This is a genomic window from Pseudomonas paeninsulae (assembly GCF_035621475.1).
In the GTDB taxonomy this organism is placed as follows: Bacteria; Pseudomonadota; Gammaproteobacteria; order Pseudomonadales; family Pseudomonadaceae; genus Aquipseudomonas; species Aquipseudomonas paeninsulae.
The window spans coordinates 4,638,611-4,658,108 of sequence record NZ_CP141799.1 but is presented as its reverse complement, the minus strand read 5'-3'; the positions used below and the strand labels follow the sequence as shown (position 1 = coordinate 4,658,108).

Genomic DNA, 19,498 nt, shown 5'->3' with positions numbered 1-19,498 from the left:
GGGTATTGCTCGGGTTACCGGGGGCGGAACTAATCCGCTTCTCAATGTATGCATCCGGCTTGGCCAAATGCAGGGAACCTGCCAGTTCCTTGGTTACCCGAGTTTGTTGATTTGCGCAAGCTTGCCGCGATACGGGCAAATGCGCGCTGAGTATGCCGAGATAGATTAGAAAGTGCGCTCTAACCTCGGCGAGGGAAGCTCTTGAGCGTGGATCCGTCCGCCCGTTGCAGGCGGTTGGAATAGGCGGGGCGGCTCTGGCTCGCCTGTTGGGCTAGAGCATCAGCTTGACCACGAACTCGTCGGGGTCGCGGGATTTCCCGGCAGCCGCGAGCGCGGTCAGGTAGTCGGCCCATAAGGGATCCTGATGGGTGGCCAGTTCATACAGGTAGTCCCAGCTGAACAGCCCGCTGTCGTGGCCATCGTCGAAACAGAGTTTCAGGGCGTAATTACCGGCCGGCTCGACGCCGCTCAGGGCGACATGCAGCTTGCCGGTCTGCAGAATGGGCTTGCCATGGCCTTGCACTTCCGCCGAGGGCGAGTGCACGCGAAGGAACTCTGCCGGCAGGGTGTAGCTGGCGCTGCCGTACTGCAGCTCCAGGGTGCGCGATGCCTTGTGCAGTTTGACTGCGGAGGGGATGTGCATTATCGATGCCCGGCTGTTGCAGGAGTCAGCAAGCCGACTCCTGCAGGTTGGCTGTTGGTTAAAGAATATAGCGCGAGAGGTCTTCGTCCTCGGCCAGTTCGCCGAGGTGGTCATTGACGTAGTCGGCGTCGATGCGGATCGGCTTGTCGTCATGCTGGGCGGCCAGGTCACCGGCGCTGAAGGACACTTCTTCGAGCAGTCGTTCGAGCAGGGTGTGCAGGCGTCGAGCCCCGATATTCTCGGTTTTCTCGTTGACCTGCCAGGCAATCTCGGCAAGCCGCTTGATGCCGTCTGCGGCGAACTCGATTTTCAAACCCTCGGTGTTGAGCAGGGCAATGTACTGCTCGGTCAGGGAGGCGTGTGGTTCGGTGAGAATACGCTCGAAGTCTTCCGGCGACAGCGCCTTGAGTTCGACGCGGATCGGCAGGCGGCCTTGCAGTTCCGGCACCAGGTCGCTCGGCTTGCTCAGGTGGAAGGCGCCGGAGGCGATGAACAGGATGTGGTCGGTCTTGATCATGCCCAGCTTGGTGTTGACCGTGCAGCCCTCAATCAGCGGCAGCAGGTCGCGTTGCACGCCTTCGCGGGAGACGTCGGCGCCGCCGACGTTGCCACGTTTGGTGACCTTGTCGATCTCGTCGATGAAGACGATGCCGTTCTGCTCCACGGCTTCGAGGGCCGTGGCTTTCAGCTCTTCCTCATTGACCAGGCGCGCGGCTTCTTCGTCGCGCACCAGCTTCAGCGCTTCCTTGACCTTGAGCGTGCGGCTCTTCTTCTTGCCCTTGCCCATGTTGGAGAACAGGCTCTGCAGCTGGCTGGTCATCTCTTCCATGCCCGGCGGGGTCATGATCTCGATACCGGCTGGACTGTCGGTCACCTCGATGTCGATGTCCTTGTCATCCAGCTGGCCTTCGCGCAGGCGCTTGCGGAACAGTTGGCGGGTATTGGAGTCGCCGCTCGGCGTTGGGTCTTCATTGAAGCCGGCGCGCGGCGGCGGTAGCAGGGCATCGAGGATGCGCTCTTCGGCGGCGTCTTCGGCGCGGTGGCGAACCTTGATCATCTCCTGCTCGCGCAGCATCTTGATCGCGGCATCGGCCAGGTCACGAATGATCGACTCGACATCGCGGCCAACGTAGCCGACTTCGGTGAATTTGGTTGCTTCGACCTTGATGAACGGTGCCCCGGCCAGTTTGGCCAGGCGGCGGGCAATTTCGGTCTTGCCGACACCGGTCGGGCCGATCATCAGGATGTTCTTCGGCGTCACTTCGGCGCGCAACTCCAGCGGCAGTTGCATACGCCGCCAGCGATTACGCAGGGCGATGGCCACGGCACGCTTGGCGTCATCCTGGCCAATGATGTGGCGGTTGAGTTCGTGAACGATTTCGCGGGGCGTCATGGACATAGCAGGCGGCTCCGAACGGAAATCGGCTCAGATGGCCGAGTCCAGTTCCTCGATAGTCAGATTCTGATTGGTAAAGACACAGATGGACGCGGCAATGTTCAACGCCTTTTCCGCAATTTCGTGGGCCGACATCTGCTCGGTATTCTGCAGCAAGGCCAATGCCGCGGCTTGGGCAAAGCCGCCGCCGGAGCCCATGGCGATCAGGCCGTGCTCCGGCTCCACCACATCGCCATTGCCGGTGATGATCAGCGAGGCGTCTTTGTTGGCCACTGCAAGCATGGCTTCCAGGCGGCTCAGCGAGCGGTCGGTGCGCCAGTCCTTGGCCAGTTCGACGGCGGCGCGTACCAGGTGGCCCTGGTGTTTTTCCAGCTTGCCTTCGAAGCGCTCGAATAGGGTGAAGGCGTCCGCGGTGGCGCCGGCGAAACCGGCGAGGACCTGGCCGTGATAGAGGTGGCGAACCTTCTTCGCATTGCCTTTCATCACGGTGTTGCCGAGGGAAACCTGGCCGTCGCCGCCCATGACGACTTTGCCGTGGCGGCGTACTGAAACGATGGTGGTCAAGGGGGAGTCTCCACGCAGCGGGGCGAAAATGCCCAATGCTGATTCAAATGGGGGGGCGTGGAGGGCTTTTCAACCTGCGCTGGATGATTCTCGACCAAACGGTGTGATTGCGCCTGTAACAGCAGATTGCCGAGGCAGGGTGTGAGCGCTGGGCAAAAGCCCCGACCGACCCCTGGTGGGCCGGTCGGGGTGAGGCTCAGCGGTTCTGCCGTTGCTGCAGGAGCAGATTGCTGAAGCCGTTGGCCGCCAGGGCTTTTTGCGAGACTGCGAGTTGTTCGCGGTTGGCGAAGGGGCCGACCAGCACGCGGTACCACGTCTCCTCGCGCACCGTGCCGGATTCCACCCTAACGCTCTGGCCGAGCAGGATGATCTGCGCCCGGACGCTTTCCGCATCATCCTTGCGCCGGAACGAGCCGGCCTGGAGGAAAAACTGGGTGCTGAGTGGCGCCTGGACAGCTGGTGGGGTGGGGGCAACTGGCGGTGCCGGCGGCGGCGTTTCACCGTTGAGTGCGGCCAGGGCGCGTGCGGCGTCGATTTTCGCCGCCTGTTCCGGCGTCACTGTTGGTTGTGCGGGCGCAGGTGGCGGTAGGGCGTCCGGCGGCACTATGACTTCCGACTCGGGCAGCAGGGTGTAGAAATCGTACTTGGGCTTGGTTGGCGCCTGCGTGGTGGATTTCGGCTTGGGCTTGCTACTGACACGTGCGGTCTCGGCCTTGTTACGTTTGACCGCGTCGCCCCCTGGCTGCAGGTTCATCAGCAGCATGACAAATACGCCGACGACCAGGCCGCAGGCCAGCCAGATCCAGCCCGGCACGGGTTTCTTCGCCGGTGCCTTGTAGCGGCTGGCGCCGCGCTTCACCGGGGGCTTCTTGCGCGCAGCCATTTACATGCGCTCCAGGGTTTCCAGGCCGAGTAACTCCAGGCCCTGTTTGAGCGTGCGGCCGGTCAGGGCGGCCAGGCGCAGGCGACTCTGTTGGGTTGCCTGGTCCTCGGCGGTGAGGATCGGGCAATGTTCGTAGAAGCTGGAGAACAACCCGGCCAGGTCGTAGAGGTAGGCGCACAGTTGGTGCGGTTCGCCTTTCTCGGCCACGCCGCCGAGCACTTCGGAAAACTGCGCCAGCTTGCCGGCCAGCTCGACTTCATGGGCGGCTTGCAGGTCGAGTTGGCCGTCGATCTCCGCGAAGCTCTTGCCCAGCTTGCGGAATATGCTGGCCACGCGGGTGTAGGCGTAGAGCAAATAAGGCGCGGTGTTGCCCTCGAAGCTGAGCATCTGCTCGAAGTTGAAGCGGTAATCGCTGGTACGGTGCTTGGACAGGTCGGCGTATTTGACTGAGGCGATACCCACCACGTTACCGATGGTTCTCAGTTGCTCTTCGGTAAACGGGGCTTCTCCGCGGTCGGTTCGTTGATCATTGCGGGCTTTTACCAGCGCATAGGCGCGCTCTACGGCCTCGTCGAGCAGGTCGATCAGCTTCACCGTGCCGCCATCGCGGGTCTTGAACGGCCGGCCATCGGCGCCGTTCATGGTGCCGAAGCCCATGTGTTCGAGCTGCATGCCTGCATGGACGAAGCCGGCGCGGCGCGCCACTTCGAAGGCCATCTGGAAGTGCAGGGCCTGGCGCTGGTCGACGAAATACAGCGCACGGTCGGCCTTGAGCACCTGGCTGCGGTAGCGCATGGCGGCCAGGTCGGTGGTCGAATACAGGTAGCCGCCGCCGGCCTTCTGCACGATTACCGGCAGCGGCTTGCCTTCGGCATTCATGTATTCGTCGAGGAATACGCACTGGGCACCGTCGCTCTCGCTGAGCAGGCCCTTGGCCCGCAGGGCGTCGATAATGCCCGGCAGTTCGGTGTTGTAGGCGCTCTCGCCCTTGACGTCGGCCGGGGACAGCTTGACGCCCAGGCGGTCGTAGGCTTTCTGGCAGTGCGACAGGGAAATTTCGTTGAAGCGGTGCCACAGGCGCATGCATTCGGCGTCGCCGGCTTGCAGCTGGACCACCAGCTCGCGGGCGCGCTCGGCGAACGCGGCGGAGTCGTCGAAGCACTTTTTCGCCGCGCGGTAGAAACCTTCCAAATCGGCCAGCTCGCTCTCGGCGGCGGCTGGGTTGGCCTCCATAAAGGCCAGCAGCATGCCGAACTGGGTGCCCCAGTCGCCGACGTGATTTTGCCGGATCACCTGGTCGCCGAGGAACTCCAGTACCCGTGCCACGGCGTCGCCAATGATGGTCGAACGCAGGTGGCCGACGTGCATTTCCTTGGCCAGGTTCGGCGAGGACAGGTCAATCACCACGGTCTGCGGGGGGCCGGCTTTGCGTACGCCGAGCTTGGCGTCGGCCAGCTCGGCGTCGAGGCGACCGGCCAGGGCCTGGCTGTTCTGGTAAAAGTTGAGAAAGCCGGGGCCGGCGATTTCGACCTTGCTGATCTGTTCATCGCTGGGCAACGCGGCGATCAGCTTTTCGGCCAATTCGCGCGGCTTCATACCGGCCGGCTTGGCCAGCATCATGGCGATATTGCTGGCGAAATCACCGTGGCTCTTGTCCTTGGTGTTCTCCACCTGAATCGTCGGGCTCAGGCCCTCGGGCAGCACGCCTTCGGTAGTCAGGCGGGTCAGGGCTTGCTGGATCAGGTGGCGAATGCTGTCTTTCATGGTCTGCTCGGTCGGCCGTTGAGGCGGCTGTGCCCTGAGGCGCTGGTTGAAAACGGGGCATTATCGGCGCCCTACGGCCGCAGCATCAAGCTTTAAGCGGGTCGGCGCGGCATCAGTCCTCTGATACATGGCTTGTGTTGGCTGCCAATGGATCGCCGTCCCGCCCGCCCTGCAAGGCTTGCAGCTTGCCGTTCAAAACAAATCTATCGGGTCGACATCCAGCGACCAACGGACCGCGCGCCCGCTGGGCATTTGCTCCAACGCCAGCATCCAGGTGCTGAGCAGGCGGTGCAGCGGCGCGCGGGCGTTGGCTTGCACCAAGAGTTGCGCACGGTAACGGCCGGCGCGGCGTTCCATCGGTGCCGGAACTGGGCCAAGCAGCTCGATGCCGCTCAGCTTGAGTTCGCTCACCAGCAGTTCGGCTTCGCTGCAGGCCTCATCGAGAAAACCTTCGGCCTGTCCCGGCTTGTGCGCTTCGGCGCGCAGCAGAGCCAGGTGGCAGAACGGCGGCAAGCCGGCGCTGCGGCGTTCGCTCAAGGCTTGCTCGGCGAAGGCGAAGTAGCCCTGTTCGGTCAGTTGCACCAGTAATGGGTGGTCCGCCAGGTGACTCTGAATGATTACTTTGCCGGGTTCCTCGGCGCGGCCGGCGCGGCCGGCGACCTGGACGATCAGCTGGGCCATGCGCTCGCTGGCGCGAAAGTCGGCGGAGAACAGCCCGCCGTCGGCATCCAGGATCGCCACCAGGGTCACTCGGGGGAAATGGTGGCCCTTGGCGAGCATCTGGGTGCCGACTAGGATGCACGGTTCGCCGCGTTGCACGGTGTTGAACAGCATGGTCATGGCCTCCTTGCGCGAGGTGCTGTCGCGATCCACGCGCAATACCGGCACCTGCGGAAAGAGAATGCCCAGGCGCTCTTCGGCGCGCTCGGTGCCGGCGCCGACCGGGCGCAGGTCGACGTTGTTGCACTTCGGGCAGTTGCTCGGCTGGCGCTCGACGTGCCCGCAGTGATGGCAGCGCAACTCGCCGGAGCGCTGGTGCACGGTCATCCGCGCATCGCAGCGCGGGCATTCCGACAGCCAGCCGCAGTCGTGGCAGAGCAGGGTCGGGGCGAAGCCGCGGCGGTTGAGAAACACCAGCACCTGCTGGCCGGCCGCCAGGGTTTTGGCGATGGCTTGCTGCATGGGGCCGGAAATGCCGGAGTCGAGCGGCCGGCTCTTCACGTCCAGGCGCAGAAAGCGCGGTTGCTGGGCGCCGCCGGCGCGCTGGTGCAAGTGCAGCATGGCGTAACGGCCGCTGTGGGCGTTGTGCAGGCTTTCCAGGGAGGGCGTGGCCGAGCCGAGCAGGATCGGAATGTTTTCCTGGTGCGCGCGCACCACGGCCAGGTCGCGGGCGTGGTAGCGCAGGCCTTCCTGCTGCTTGTAGGACGCGTCATGTTCCTCGTCGATAATGATCAGGCCGGGGCGCTGCATTGGCGTGAACAGTGCCGAGCGGGTACCGATGATGATGTCGGCCTCGCCGTCGCGGGCGGCCAGCCAGGCGTCCAGGCGCTCGCGGTCGTTGACCCCGGAGTGGAGCAGGGCGATTCGCGCGTTGAAGCGCCGCTCGAAGCGCGCCAGGGTCTGTGGGCCGAGGTTGATCTCCGGGATTAGTACCAGGGCCTGCTTGCCGGCTTCCAGGGTCTCGCGGATCAGCTGCAGATAGACCTCGGTCTTGCCGCTGCCGGTGACCCCGGCGAGCAGGAAGGCATTGAAGTGACCGAAGCCGGTGCGAACCGCTTCGGCTGCCGCGCGTTGCTCCGGGTTCAGGGGCAGTTCCGGTTCCGCTAGCCAGTTGAGGTGGCGTTCACTGACGGCATGCCGGCGTATCTCGACGCGCACCAGGCCTTTCTCACGCAGCTGACCCAGGCTTTCCTTATTCAGTTGCAACTGGCCAAGCAGTTGATGAGCAACGCCGTGTGGGTGCTGGGCGATGGTTTGCAGGGCCTCGCGCTGGCGCGGTGCGCGGCTCAGGCGCGGGTCATCCAGTTGGGCGCCGTCGACCAGGTGCCAGAAGCGCTCCTGGCGAACCTCCGCCGGTTCGCCCTGGCGCAGCAATACCGGCAACGCCCAGCTGAGGGTGTCGCCCAGGCTGTGCTGGTAATACTGCGCCGTCCACAGGCACAGTTTGAACAGCGCTGGCGGCAGCGGCGACTGGGCATCGAGTAGTTGCAGGGCGGGTTTGAGCTTGCCTGCGGGGACCTCACTGTGATCCGTCACCTCGATCAGGATGCCGATCAGCTCGCGGCGGCCAAAGGGTACGCGCAATCGTGCGCCCGGCTGCAGGGCGCTGCGCGGCACACCGGGCGGCGCACGGTAGTCGAACAGGCGGCGCAGCGGTGAGGGCAGAGCAATGCGCAGAATGGCGTCGGGCACGCGGCGGGCTCCAGGCAGAAGGGCGCGATCTTAGCACGCGGCCTGGCGACGGCCGGCCTCCGCGGTGGCTTGCGTCGTGGCTTGGCTCTGGTATCATCCCCGGCCTAATTAAGTGCGGTACTCGACAATAGTGTCGGGTGGCGGCATGTCAGCCCCGAGGAATACACCATGAAAGCCGATATCCATCCGAACTACGAAGGCCTCACTGCTACCTGCAGCTGTGGCAACGTGATCGAAACTCGCTCCACCCTGGCCAAGCCGCTGAGCCTGGACGTGTGCAACGAGTGCCACCCGTTCTACACCGGCAAGCAGAAAATGCTGGATACCGGCGGCCGTGTTGATCGCTTCAAGCAGCGTTTCGGCATGTTCGGCGCCAAGCAGTAAGTTTGCGCGCAGCGACGGGTACCCTGATGGGTGGTTCTTCGCGAGTGAAAAAGGCGTCCCTGGTGGGCGCCTTTTTTATGTCCGTATTTTGCCTGGCTTCTGCCCAGGCGTTCTGTCCGGAGCCCGGGCAATTACCGAGTTTCGGCGTGCAGCGGATCGTCGATGGCGACACCTTGCGCTTGCGCGATGGCCGCAGTGTGCGGCTGATCGGCCTGAACAGCCCCGAGCTTGGGCGTGATGGGCGCAGCGCCGAACCCTTTGCCGAGGCCGCGCGCCGCCGCTTGAGCGAGTTGGTGGCGGCCAATGACGGGCGCGTCGGTTTGCAGCTTGGCCGTGAACCCAAGGATCATTACGGCCGTACCCTGGCGCATGCCTACGACGGCAAGGGCCGCAACCTCGAAGCGCAACTGTTGGCCGAGGGGCTCGGCTATCTGGTGGCGATTGCGCCCAATGTGGCGCTGGTCGAGTGCCAGCAGGCGGCCGAGCTGCTTGCTCGGCAGTCGCGCATCGGCCTGTGGCGGCGCTCGCCGGTACAAGCGCCCGGACAGTTGAGTCGCGGCGGTTTTGCCCTGATCGAGGGGCGGGTCGAGCGGGTCGAGCGCAATCGCGGCGGGGTGTGGCTGGAGCTGGGTGGAGGGTTGGTCCTGCGTGTGCCGCCGCAGGCACAGGATGGCTTCGATATCGGTTGGTTGCACAGCTTGACTGGGCACCAGGTCGCAGTCCGGGGCTGGGTGGTTGACCGCTCCCGCCGCGCAGGGGTAAAACCGGGACAGGCACGCTGGATGTTGCCCGTGACCCATGAGTCGATGCTGGAGGTGCTGCCATGAGCCTGCGTTATTTGGCGGTAGGACTGCTGCTGCTCGGCCAGCTGGCAGGTTGTGCGGTCAATCCCGCCACCGGGCGCAGCAATTTCGTGATGATGAGTGAGCGCCAGGAGCTGGAGCTTGGTCGGCGCTACAGCCAGGAAATCCTCAAGCAATACCCTCGTTATGCCGACGAGCAGCTGCAGGCGTATGTCCAGCAGGTCGGCGAGCGAGTGGCCAGGCACAGTCATCGCAACCAGCTCAATTACCAATTCACCGTGGTGGACAGCCCGGATATCAATGCCTTCGCCCTGCCGGGCGGCTATATCTATATTCACCGCGGGCTACTCGCCTACCTCAATTCGGAAGCCGAACTGGCCGCGGTATTGGGCCACGAGGTCGGGCATGTCACCGCGCGGCACGGCGTGCAGCAGCAAAGTCAGTCGAGCGCCTGGGGTATGCTTGGCCAGGCGCTGGCAATCGGCACCGGTGTCGGTGCAGCGGCCGACCTGACCACTGCCTTGGGCAGTGCCTTCGTGCGTGGCTATGGCCGCGACATGGAGTTGGAGGCCGATGGTTTGGGTGCCCAGTATCTGGCGCGCAGTGGCTATGACCCGCAGGCGATGATCGAAGTGGTCAAGGTGCTGAAAAACCAGGAAGACTTCGCTCGCGAACAGGCGGCCAAGCGTGGTCAGGCGCAGCCGGCGGGCGGCTATCACGGCGTATTCGATACCCATCCGGATAATGATCGGCGTCTGCAGCAGGTTCTGGGGCCGGCGCGGGCGTTGGCAACCGGGCAGCAAGAAATCAATCGTGACGCCTTTATCAAGCATCTGAATGGGCTGCCATTTGGTGATTCCGCCGCCAGCGGGGTGCGCCGCGGCCAGCATTTCTACCATGCCGAACTGGGCTTGACCCTGGAGTTTCCGCAAGGCTGGAGCATGGTCAATCGGCCGGATGCGCTGATCGGTCATAGTGCCGATCAGCAGGCCTTTATCGCCATGACCCAGCAGGCCAATCCACAGCACCTCTCTGCCGCTCAACTGCTGCGTCAGCGCGTCGGCGGGCAGCGTTTGACGGCTGAGAGTGAATTGCACCAGGCTGGGTTGTCGGGCTACAGCGCCATCATTCCCGGCGCTGCCGCCAAGCGCGTTGCGGTGCTGTTGCAGGGGCAGCGGGCTTACCTGTTTGTTGCGGCGGTACGCGGACGCACGTCGCTGGACACTCACGATGAGACCTTTCTCAAGGTGATCAAGAGCTTGCGTCCGCTTACCGCAGCCGAGCGGCGTCTGGCACAGCCGTTGCGGCTGCATCTGGTCAAGGCGCAAAGTGGGCAAGGCATGGCGGCGCTGGCCAGACAAAGCAAGTTGCCGGGCGATGCCCAGGCGACCTTGCGCCTGCTCAATAATCTCTATCCCGCAGGTGAGCCAGCCCCTGGCAGCTGGCTCAAGGTCGTGCGTTAGTCACGTGGATCCGGGCAAGGCTTAACAGTCTTGTGCAGATGTATACAACTTGCGTATCCTCGGCCGCCTGCCTGTTCAACAGCCAAAAAAGCGGAAATGCCCCTATGTCTGATTTGAAAACTGCCGCTCTCGAATATCATGCAAAACCCCGTCCGGGTAAGCTGAGTGTCGAGCTGACCAAGCCCACTGCCACTGCTCGCGACCTGGCACTGGCCTACAGCCCGGGAGTTGCCGAGCCTGTGCGTGAAATCGCACGTGACCCTGAATTGGCTTACCGTTATACCGGTAAGGGCAATCTGGTCGCGGTGATTTCCGACGGTACCGCGATTCTGGGCTTGGGTAACCTCGGTCCGTTGGCCTCCAAGCCGGTTATGGAAGGCAAGGGTGTGCTGTTCAAGCGCTTCGCCGGTATCGACGTATTCGACATCGAAGTCGACGCTGAAAGCCCGCAAGCCTTTATCGACACGGTCAAGCGCATTTCCATCACCTTTGGTGGCATCAACCTGGAAGACATCAAGGCACCGGAGTGCTTTGAGATCGAGCGTGCGTTGATCGAGCAGTGCGACATACCGGTTTTCCACGATGACCAGCACGGTACCGCTATCGTTACCGCCGCCGGCATGCTCAACGCCCTGGAAATCGCCGGCAAGACCCTGGAACAGGCGAAGATCGTCTGCCTGGGCGCCGGTGCCGCGGCGACATCCTGCATGAAGCTGCTGGTGAGTATGGGTGCCAAGGTCGAAAACATCTACATGATCGACCGCAAGGGTGTGATCCACGCGGGTCGTGACGATCTGAACCAGTACAAGGCGATATTTGCCACTGAGACCGACAAGCGCACGCTGTCCGAGGCTCTCGAGGGCGCCGATGTGTTCGTCGGTCTGTCCGGTGCAAATCTGCTCCCGGCGGAAGACCTCAAGCGCATGGCAGCCAACCCGATCGTGTTCGCGTGCTCCAACCCGGATCCGGAAATCGCTCCGGAACTGGCCCATGCCGCCCGCAATGACGTGATCATGGCCACCGGTCGTTCGGATTACCCGAACCAGGTCAACAACGTGTTGGGCTTCCCGTTCATCTTCCGTGGTGCCCTGGACGTTCGCGCCACTCGCATCAACGAAGAGATGAAAATCGCCGCGGCTCTGGCCCTGCGTGATCTGGCCAAACTGCCGGTGTCGCAGGAAGTCTGTGATGCCTACGGTGGCATTTCGCTTTCGTTCGGTCGTGAGTACATCATTCCCAAGCCGATGGACCCACGCCTGATCACCGTGGTCTGCGATGCCGTGGCCAAGGCCGCCATCGAAAGCGGTGTGGCAACGCTGCCCTACCCGAAACACTATCCGCTGACATCGGTGGATGATGTGTTCAACGGCTAAGCCGCGCACATAAAAAAACCCGCTTCGGCGGGTTTTTTTATGTGTGCAGAGCATGAGTCTGGCTCCTGGGCGGGCGGGCGATCATCGCAGGCAGCCGAACCCCACGGCTCGTCTGGTCTACGGCGACGTCTCCCCTCTCTGTGCCAGGCGCCCCCACTGCGTGTAGTATTTTCCGCATCCAGACGGGCGCGTGCCTGTTCGCGCCAAAGCACAAGCACCGCGTCAGAGCGACCTTGCTCCCAAAGAGGCGCTGATTTGTTGCAGCTTGCCGTCGCCTCTCTTGCTCTAGAACAAGTCGATCGGTGCCGATTCGTCAGCTGGCAGTGGGCTGCCCGGCGCGCGAATGCCTGGGTCCAACTCGCTCATAGGGGGTGGCGAGTCTTCGCTCTTGAACAGCTCGAAGAAGGCGTCAGCGGTGCCGGGCGTGGCTGCGCGGCCGCTATAGGGATCAATGCGCAGGGTCAGTAGGCCTTTGGGTTCCGCAGGTGCATGGCTGGGGTGATCTTGGAGAGCGCTGCCCATGTAGCTCATCCAGATCGGCAGGGCGATGGTGCCGCCGTATTCATGCCTGCCGAGGCTTTCCGGTTGATCGAAGCCGGCCCAGACGGTAGTCACATAATCGGCGTTGTAGCCGGAAAACCAGCTGTCTTTGGACTCGTTGGTCGTGCCGGTTTTTCCGGCCAGATCATTGCGGCCCAGGGCCAGTGCTCTGCGGCCGGTGCCGCGCTTGATCACGTCTTGCAGCATGCTGGTCATGATAAACGCGGTGCGTTCGTCGATGATGCGCTCTGCGGCAACAGGCTCGTTAGCAGCCCGCGCTTGCTCAGGCGTCTGCTCGGAGTTGTCGGTAGTGGCTACTGGGTCGACTACAGCGGCGGTTACCGCGTTTGGGGTGCTTGCGGGGTTGGCGATAAACAGCGGTTCGCCGTAACGGCCGTCAATGCGCTCGATCAGGTAAGGCTGGGTTTTGTAACCGCCGTTGGCAAACGTGGACCAGCCGCGAGCAACTTCCAGTGGCGTCAGGTTGGCTGTGCCAAGAGCCAGGGACAAGTTGCGCGGGAGATCCTGTTTGTCGAAGCCAAAGCGGCTGACGTAGTCCAGGGCGTAGTCGATGCCGATAGCTTGCAGCAGGCGAATCGACACCAGATTGCGTGATTTATAAAGAGCCTCGCGCAGGCGAATAGGGCCGAGGAAGGTGTTGTTGTCGTTTTTCGGTCGCCAGCCCTGGTCGAGGTACTCGTCGACAAACACGATCGGCGCATCGTTCACCAGGCTCGCGGCGGTGAAGCCACGGTCCAGTGCGGCGCTGTAGATAAAGGGTTTGAAGCTGGAGCCCGGCTGACGCTTGGCTTGCGCGGCACGGTTGTATTTGCTTTGCTCGAATGAGAAACCGCCGACCAGCGCGCGGATCGCGCCGTTGTGCGGATCAAGTGAAACCAGCGCGCTCTGCGCCTGCGGCAACTGGACGAAGCGCAAACTGCCATCGTTCTGGCGTTGCACGCGAATTAGATCGCCAACCTGGGTGACATCGCCTGGTTGCTGCGGGCGAGGGCCGAGACTGTTGGTGTTAAGGAAGGGGCGTGCCCATTTCATGCTGTCCCAGGCGACCGCCTCTTCCTCGCCGTTGCGCAGCAGGACGAGAATGCCGCTTTTTTCGATTTGGCTGACGATTGCGGGTTCTAGGTCGCCCAGCGAGCGTCGTTTGGCCAACTCGCTCAGCCAGTCTGCTTTGCCCATGTCGGGCAGGCGGCGGATCGGGCCGCGATAGCCATGGCGCTGATCGTAGGCGATCAAGCCTTCGCGAACGGCCGCGTTGGCCGTGTTCTGTAAGTCGCTTGGGACGGTGGTAGTGACGCTGAAACCTTGGGTGTAAGCCTCGCTGCCATAGCGGCCGACCATTTCCGCGCGAACCATTTCCGCTACATAGGGGGCCGTGACTTCGGGGGCAGAGGCGTGGAGGCTGGCGTCGCCAGGCTCGGCCAGGGCGGTTTCATAGCTCTGCTGGTCGATCCGGCCAAGCATGTGCATGCGTCCGAGGATCCAGTCGCGGCGTTCTTTGGCGCGGCTGGGGTTGGCCAGAGGATTGTAGCGTGAGGGCGCTTTCGGCAGGCCTGCAATCATCGCCAGTTGGGCTAGGCTGAGCTCTTTGATCGATTTGCCGTAATAGACTTGAGCGGCGGCTTCGATTCCGTAAGCACGGTGGCCGAGGTAGATCTTGTTGACATAGAGCTCGAGGATTTCATCCTTGCTCAATTCACGCTCGATCTGCAGCGCAAGGAGGATCTCATTGATTTTGCGTGAGAAGCTTCTTTCGCTGGACAGGAAGTAATTCTTCGCCACCTGCATGGTGATGGTGCTGCCGCCACTCTGGATGTGTCCGCTTTTTAATATTTGCGTGGCAGCGCGCATCAAGCTGGTAAGGTCGACGCCATAATGGTTCGCAAAGTTATCATCTTCCGCGGCAAGCAGGGCACCGATGAAATCAGGTGGGATGTCCTCGAATTTGATCGGTGAACGGCGCATTTCGCCAAATTCCGCGATCAGCTTGGCGTCGCTGCTGTATACCCGTAGAGGGATCTGCAGCTGGATGCTGCGCAACGTTTCAATGGACGGCAGGCTTGGGCTGAGATAGAGAAAAGCGCCACTGAAACTGAGTAACAACGCACAAAAAGTGGCGACACCAGACCAACAGATGAATTTCAGCAAACGCATCAAAATTTTTGTATTTCCAGATAAAAGAATGAGTTAAGCGGAAGGCAATGCTAAAAGGGAAAAACTGATCACATTATAAGCGTTTTTTTTCCCGGTGATCCATTTGCGCTTCTGTCAAGACTGTTATTTAATGTAAAAAAACATAAATAGTCCGTAAGTCGCGGATGCCAATAGGAAATCGGTCGTGCTAGGGCTCTTCAATAAGAAAGCGAATACGCTGTTGGGGATCGATATCAGTTCGACCTCCGTCAAGCTCCTCGAATTGAGTCGCTCAGGAAGCCGCTACAAGGTAGAGGCTTACGCTGTAGAGCCGCTCCCACCAAATGCGGTGGTCGAGAAAAATATTGCCGAACTTGAGGGGGTCGGGCAGGCGCTTGCGCGTGTGCTGGCCAAAGCCAAGACCGGTGTAAAATCCGTAGCGGTCGCTGTAGCTGGCTCCGCGGTGATTACCAAGACCATCGAGATGGAAGCCGGGCTTTCTGATGATGATCTCGAGAATCAACTGAAGGTCGAGGCCGATCAGTACATTCCATATCCGCTCGAAGAAGTGGCTATTGATTTCGAGGTGCAAGGCTCTTCGCCGCGGAATCCTGATCGGGTCGAGGTGCTTCTGGCAGCCTGCCGCAAGGAAAACGTAGAGGTTCGCGAGGCCGCCCTGGCCTTGGCCGGGTTGGTCGCCAAAGTGGTCGATGTCGAAGCCTACGCCCTGGAGCGTGCTTATGGCTTGCTCACGGAGCAGCTTGGTAGCGGGCATGACGAGCTGACGGTGGCCGTGGTCGATATTGGTGCAACCATGACCACGCTCAGCGTGTTGCACAATGGCCGCACTATTTATACGCGTGAGCAGCTATTTGGCGGCAAGCAGCTCACCGAGGAAATCCAGCGGCGTTACGGCCTATCCGTGGAGGAAGCCGGTCTTGCGAAAAAACAGGGCGGCCTTCCCGATGACTACGACAGCGAAGTATTACAGCCGTTCAAGGACGCGGTCGTACAACAAGTTTCGCGCTCCCTGCAATTCTTCTTTGCTGCAGGTCAGTTCAATGATGTCGATTACATTCTTCTGGCTGGCGGCACGGCTTCCATTCCCGACCTCGATCGTCTGATTCAGCAAAAGATCGGCACGCAAACCCTGGTTGCCAATCCTTTCGCGGACATGGCACTGAGCAGCAGGGTCAATGCTGGAGCGTTGGCCAGTGATGCCCCAGCATTGATGATTGCCTGTGGTCTGGCGATGAGGAGTTTCGATTAATGGCGCGGATTAACCTTCTTCCATGGCGCGAGCAGTTACGCGAGGAGCGCAAGCAGCGCTTTCTGGTGACGCTCGTCGGTGTCGTGGTGGTCGCTGCCGGTACGGTGTTCCTTGGTGATCAGTATCTGAGCGGTGCAATCGAGCAGCAAAATGCACGCAACCAGTTCGTGCGCAAAGAAATTGCAGTGCTGGATGCCCGCATCAAGGAGATTAGCGAGCTGAAGACGCGCCGCCAGCAATTACTGGAGCGCATGAAGATTATTCAGGACTTGCAGGGCAACAGGCCGATCATCGGGCGAGTATTCGACCAGTTGGTGCGGACCTTGCCGGATGGTGTGTATTTCACCAGCGTCAAAATGACAGGCAAGAATATTGCAATTGTTGGGGCGGCTGAGTCGAACAACCGGGTGTCTAATTTGATGCGTAATCTGGATGCGTCCGATTGGCTGAATGCGCCTAACTTGACGCAGGTCAAAGCCACCACCGCAGGTGCTCTGGATCAGGCTAATGTGTTCCAGTTGACGGTTAAGCAAACGCAGCCTGGCGTTGAGCCGGTAGAAGGTGATGAGAAATGAGCCTGGCTGAATCCATCGAGAACTTGCGCAAGATTGAACTCAGCAATCTTGAACTGAATAATATCGGTTCATGGCCAGCTGTTATCAAAGGCATCGTTTTTGTTTTATTTTTCGTGGTAATGCTGGCGCTTGGTTATAACTTTCATCTGAAGGATTTACAGGCCAGCCTAGAGCGGTCGCAGGGGGAGGAGCAAACTCTCAAGCAGCAATTTTCCAGCAAAGCTTTCCAGGCTGCAAACCTGGAGGCCTATAAGGAGCAGATGAAGGAGATGGAGATTTCCTTCGGGACTCTGTTGCGCCAACTGCCAAGCGATACTGAGGTGCCTGGACTGCTGGAGGACATTACGCGTACTGGTCTGGGTAGCGGCCTTGAGTTCGAAGAGATCAAGTTGCTTCCCGAGGTGACGCAACCATTTTATATAGAGTTACCTATCCAGGTGGTTGTGGTGGGTAGTTACCATGACTTGGCGACCTTTGTCAGTGGTGTCGCCAGCCTTCCGCGAATTGTGACGCTGCATGATTTCGACACTAAACCGGTTAGCACGGAGAGCGCTTCTGTCATTCGAATGAGTGTTATGGCGAAGACATATCGTTATAACGATAAAGGGATGGATAAATGAAGATTCTTCGTTTGGCTGTATCTGTCTGTTTGTTGTCGTTTTTGCAGGGGTGTGGCTCGGGGGGCGATTTTTCCGATCTGCAGTCATTCATGGATGAGGTTCGCGCCAGACCGAAAGGCTCCATCGAGCCGTTGCCAAAATTTCAACCCTATGAAGCGTTCACGTATGGGGCTTCTTCTCTGCGTAGCCCGTTCCAACCGCCGGTCAAAATCGACATGGTGCGCCGTCAAAAGGGCTCGCAGGAAGTTAAGCCGGATGAATCGCGGGTCAAGCAGTTCCTCGAGAGTTTCAATATCGAGGTCTTCGAAATGGTCGGCACGCTTGCCAATACAACCGACGTGTTTGCTTTGGTGAACGGGGCGGGAGGAGTTCATCGCGTCAAGGTGGGGGATTATTTGGGCCGAAATTACGGTCGCATCCTGGCGATAGATGAAGCAAAAATCGATGTGATCGAGATCGTTCCAGACGGTGAAGGTGGCTGGCTCGAGCGACCGCGCAGTCTCTCCCTCAAGGAGCGTTCTTGAATGAGCGGAATGATTATGAAAAAAAATAACCGGTCTGCCCAACGGAACCCAAGAATGAATAGCCCCTTATCGCATCTAGGTATCTCTCTATTAGCACTGTTGCTATCGCCGGCCTTGTTGGCCGCTAACCTGCAGGCGCTTGATGTTTCTGCGTTGCCAGGTGATCGCGTCGAGTTGAAGTTGACGTTCGATGAGCCGGTGCTTGCTCCGCGCGGCTATACGATAGAGCAGCCGGCGCGGATTGCCCTGGATTTCCCGGGTGTTTCCAGCAAGTTGGGTACGAAGAACCGAGAGCTGGGTGTGGGTAACGCGCGCAGTGTCACCGTGGTCGAAGCCAAAGATCGGACTAGGTTGATCATCAATCTGACCAGCTTGGCGCCCTACAATACGCGGGCCGATGGCAACAACCTTTATGTTGTGGTTGGCGAAGGGGCGTCCGGCTCAGCGTCAGTGCAACCGACGGCTGCAGCGGCAGTTGTCAGTACCGCTGCGCCGGTAAAGAGCTATGCCGCACGTGGCAAGTCTATTAGCAATATTGATTTCCAACGGGGCGAGCAAGGCGAGGGTAATGTTGTGATTACCCTGTCGGATGCTTCGGTAAGCCCTGATATTCAAGAGCAGGGTGGCAAGATTCGCCTGGACTTCGCCAAGACTCAATTGCCTGAGGCGCTACGCGTTCGCCTGGACGTCAAGGATTTTGCTACACCGGTGCAGTTCGTCAGTGCCACGGGCTCGGCTGACAAAGCGAGTATCGTGATCGAGCCGACAGGTTTCTATGATTATCTGGCATATCAAACCGACAATAAACTCACGCTCAGCATCAAGCCCTTGACCCAGGATGAAGTTGAAACGCGTAAAAGCGAGCGGTTTGCTTACAGTGGCGAGAAGTTGTCCTTGAACTTCCAGGACATCGATGTTCGCTCAGTACTGCAGTTGATCGCGGACTTCACCGATCTTAACCTAGTGGCCAGTGATACTGTGCGGGGCAACATTACCTTGCGCTTGCAGAATGTGCCTTGGGATCAGGCGCTGGATTTGGTGCTGAAAACCAAAGGCCTGGACAAGCGCAAAGTGGGCAATGTGCTGTTAGTGGCACCGGCGGATGAGATTGCCGCGCGCGAGCGTCAAGAGCTCGAGTCGCAGAAACAGATTGCGGAATTAGCGCCACTGCGGCGCGAGCTGATTCAAGTGAACTATGCCAAGGCCACCGACATGGCCAAGTTGTTCCAGTCGGTGACCAGTGCAGAGGGTCGTGCCGACGAGCGTGGTTCGATAACGGTCGACGACAGAACCAACAGTATCATTGCCTACCAGACTCAGGATCGCCTGGATGAGTTGCGCAGAATCGTCTCGCAGCTCGACATTCCGGTGCGCCAGGTGATGGTCGAGGCACGGATCGTCGAGGCCAATGTCGACTTCGACAAGTCGCTGGGCGTCGAGTGGCGTGGGGTGAGTCTCGGCGATAACAACTTTATCGCTGGCGGGACCAATAGCTTAGTCAAGGGAACGGATCCTCTTGAGATTCAAGCGGGTACTTTTGTTGATCTGGGCGCCACCGGTAGGAATGTTGGGCTGAACCTCGGGTTTATCACCAATAACACCATCCTTGATCTTGAATTATCCGCCATGGAGAAAACCGGCAACGGTGAGGTTATTTCCCAGCCTAAAGTTGTGACCTCGGATAAAGAGACGGCGAAAATATTGAAGGGTTCTGAGGTTCCCTATCAAGAAGCGAGCTCAAGTGGTGCTACGAGCACCTCTTTCAAGGAGGCCGCGCTTTCGTTGGAGGTGACGCCGCAGATTACGCCGGATAATCGCATCATCATGGAGGTCAAGGTCACCAAGGATGCACCGGATTTCTCTAATGCGGCTGCGAGTGGTGGGGTTCCTGCGATTAATAAAAATGAGGTGAATGCCAAGGTTCTGGTTGCCGACGGTGAAACTATTGTCATTGGTGGCGTGTTTACCAACACCCAGAGCAAGTCGGTAGACAAAGTTCCGTTCCTTGGCGATATTCCGTACTTGGGTGTCCTGTTCAGGCGTGACCTGGTCAAGGATAGCAAGTCGGAACTGTTGATTTTCCTCACTCCGCGCATCATGAACACTCAGGCTGTAGCGGTATCTCGTTGAAAT

The 19,498-nt window shown here is 60.2% G+C and carries 16 protein-coding genes; 9 read left to right on the top strand and 7 right to left on the bottom strand.

What is annotated here, in order from left to right:
• Positions 1-271 precede the first annotated feature (271 nt).
• The 6 genes from VCJ09_RS21405 to VCJ09_RS21380 all read right to left on the bottom strand — a co-directional run bounded on the left by VCJ09_RS21405 (position 272) and on the right by VCJ09_RS21380 (position 7,662).
• Positions 272-643, bottom strand: coding sequence for a DUF971 domain-containing protein (locus VCJ09_RS21405; RefSeq protein WP_324732041.1), 372 nt, complete (start codon positions 641-643; stop codon positions 272-274).
• A 58-nt stretch (positions 644-701) separates the two neighbouring features.
• Entirely contained in the window at positions 702-2,042 is a 1,341-nt protein-coding gene (gene hslU, locus VCJ09_RS21400; RefSeq protein WP_324732040.1) for an ATP-dependent protease ATPase subunit HslU, read from the bottom strand.
• Between the two features lie 27 nt (positions 2,043-2,069).
• Positions 2,070-2,603, bottom strand: coding sequence for an ATP-dependent protease subunit HslV (gene hslV, locus VCJ09_RS21395; protein ID WP_079204996.1), 534 nt, complete (start codon positions 2,601-2,603; stop codon positions 2,070-2,072).
• Positions 2,604-2,799: 196 nt separating this feature from the next.
• Positions 2,800-3,486, bottom strand: coding sequence for an SPOR domain-containing protein (locus VCJ09_RS21390; RefSeq protein WP_324732039.1), 687 nt, complete (start codon positions 3,484-3,486; stop codon positions 2,800-2,802).
• Complete coding sequence (gene argS, locus VCJ09_RS21385) at positions 3,487-5,250, bottom strand: arginine--tRNA ligase (protein WP_324732038.1); 1,764 nt, start codon at positions 5,248-5,250, stop codon at positions 3,487-3,489.
• 192 nt (positions 5,251-5,442) lie between these two features.
• Positions 5,443-7,662 (bottom strand): primosomal protein N', encoded by a 2,220-nt coding sequence (locus tag VCJ09_RS21380; RefSeq protein WP_324732037.1) that lies wholly within the window; start codon positions 7,660-7,662, stop codon positions 5,443-5,445.
• 168 nt (positions 7,663-7,830) lie between these two features.
• On the opposite strand from VCJ09_RS21380, the gene rpmE reads away from it, so the two are divergent.
• The 4 genes from rpmE to VCJ09_RS21360 all read left to right on the top strand — a co-directional run bounded on the left by rpmE (position 7,831) and on the right by VCJ09_RS21360 (position 11,685).
• Positions 7,831-8,046, top strand: a complete 216-nt coding sequence (gene rpmE, locus VCJ09_RS21375) for a 50S ribosomal protein L31 (protein WP_079203429.1) — start codon at positions 7,831-7,833, stop codon at positions 8,044-8,046.
• 26 nt (positions 8,047-8,072) lie between these two features.
• Positions 8,073-8,873: a thermonuclease family protein gene (locus VCJ09_RS21370; protein WP_324734711.1), complete on the top strand. Its 801-nt coding sequence runs from the start codon at positions 8,073-8,075 to the stop codon at positions 8,871-8,873.
• Entirely contained in the window at positions 8,870-10,312 is a 1,443-nt protein-coding gene (locus VCJ09_RS21365) for a M48 family metalloprotease (protein ID WP_324732036.1), read from the top strand. The genes VCJ09_RS21370 and VCJ09_RS21365 overlap by 4 nt, the downstream gene beginning before the upstream one ends.
• A 104-nt stretch (positions 10,313-10,416) precedes the next feature.
• Complete coding sequence (locus tag VCJ09_RS21360; RefSeq protein ID WP_079203427.1) at positions 10,417-11,685, top strand: malic enzyme-like NAD(P)-binding protein; 1,269 nt, start codon at positions 10,417-10,419, stop codon at positions 11,683-11,685.
• A 285-nt stretch (positions 11,686-11,970) separates the two neighbouring features.
• On the opposite strand, the gene VCJ09_RS21355 is transcribed toward VCJ09_RS21360, so the two are convergent.
• Positions 11,971-14,400, bottom strand: coding sequence for a penicillin-binding protein 1A (locus VCJ09_RS21355; RefSeq protein WP_324732035.1), 2,430 nt, complete (start codon positions 14,398-14,400; stop codon positions 11,971-11,973).
• A gap of 181 nt (positions 14,401-14,581) precedes the next feature.
• Here VCJ09_RS21355 and VCJ09_RS21350 point away from each other — a divergent pair, with 181 nt between their 5' ends.
• The 5 genes from VCJ09_RS21350 to pilQ are packed head-to-tail and all read left to right on the top strand — an operon-like array spanning position 14,582 to position 19,495.
• Entirely contained in the window at positions 14,582-15,646 is a 1,065-nt protein-coding gene (locus VCJ09_RS21350) for a pilus assembly protein PilM (RefSeq protein WP_079203425.1), read from the top strand.
• Positions 15,646-16,221 (top strand): type 4a pilus biogenesis protein PilN, encoded by a 576-nt coding sequence (gene pilN, locus VCJ09_RS21345; RefSeq protein WP_324732034.1) that lies wholly within the window; start codon positions 15,646-15,648, stop codon positions 16,219-16,221. Before VCJ09_RS21350 ends, pilN begins: the two co-directional genes overlap by 1 nt.
• Complete coding sequence (pilO, locus tag VCJ09_RS21340) at positions 16,218-16,841, top strand: type 4a pilus biogenesis protein PilO (protein ID WP_324732033.1); 624 nt, start codon at positions 16,218-16,220, stop codon at positions 16,839-16,841. The genes pilN and pilO overlap by 4 nt, the downstream gene beginning before the upstream one ends.
• Positions 16,838-17,365, top strand: a complete 528-nt coding sequence (gene pilP / locus VCJ09_RS21335) for a type 4a pilus biogenesis lipoprotein PilP (RefSeq protein WP_324732032.1) — start codon at positions 16,838-16,840, stop codon at positions 17,363-17,365. Before pilO ends, pilP begins: the two co-directional genes overlap by 4 nt.
• Before the next feature lie 54 nt (positions 17,366-17,419).
• Positions 17,420-19,495 (top strand): type IV pilus secretin PilQ, encoded by a 2,076-nt coding sequence (gene pilQ, locus VCJ09_RS21330; protein WP_324734710.1) that lies wholly within the window; start codon positions 17,420-17,422, stop codon positions 19,493-19,495.
• Positions 19,496-19,498: the final 3 nt, after the last annotated feature.

What these genes read in the sequence shown, in the direction of transcription:
- VCJ09_RS21405 (WP_324732041.1), bottom strand. Translation starts at nt 643, where the DNA reads ATGCACATCCCCTCCGCAGTCAAACTGCACAAGGCATCGCGCACCCTG.
- hslU (WP_324732040.1), bottom strand. Translation starts at nt 2,042, where the DNA reads ATGTCCATGACGCCCCGCGAAATCGTTCACGAACTCAACCGCCACATC.
- VCJ09_RS21390 (WP_324732039.1), bottom strand. Translation starts at nt 3,486, where the DNA reads ATGGCTGCGCGCAAGAAGCCCCCGGTGAAGCGCGGCGCCAGCCGCTAC.
- argS (WP_324732038.1), bottom strand. Translation starts at nt 5,250, where the DNA reads ATGAAAGACAGCATTCGCCACCTGATCCAGCAAGCCCTGACCCGCCTG.
- rpmE (WP_079203429.1), top strand. Translation starts at nt 7,831, where the DNA reads ATGAAAGCCGATATCCATCCGAACTACGAAGGCCTCACTGCTACCTGC.
- VCJ09_RS21370 (WP_324734711.1), top strand. Translation starts at nt 8,073, where the DNA reads ATGGGTGGTTCTTCGCGAGTGAAAAAGGCGTCCCTGGTGGGCGCCTTT.
- VCJ09_RS21365 (WP_324732036.1), top strand. Translation starts at nt 8,870, where the DNA reads ATGAGCCTGCGTTATTTGGCGGTAGGACTGCTGCTGCTCGGCCAGCTG.
- VCJ09_RS21360 (WP_079203427.1), top strand. Translation starts at nt 10,417, where the DNA reads ATGTCTGATTTGAAAACTGCCGCTCTCGAATATCATGCAAAACCCCGT.
- pilN (WP_324732034.1), top strand. Translation starts at nt 15,646, where the DNA reads ATGGCGCGGATTAACCTTCTTCCATGGCGCGAGCAGTTACGCGAGGAG.
- pilO (WP_324732033.1), top strand. Translation starts at nt 16,218, where the DNA reads ATGAGCCTGGCTGAATCCATCGAGAACTTGCGCAAGATTGAACTCAGC.
- pilP (WP_324732032.1), top strand. Translation starts at nt 16,838, where the DNA reads ATGAAGATTCTTCGTTTGGCTGTATCTGTCTGTTTGTTGTCGTTTTTG.
- pilQ (WP_324734710.1), top strand. Translation starts at nt 17,420, where the DNA reads ATGAATAGCCCCTTATCGCATCTAGGTATCTCTCTATTAGCACTGTTG.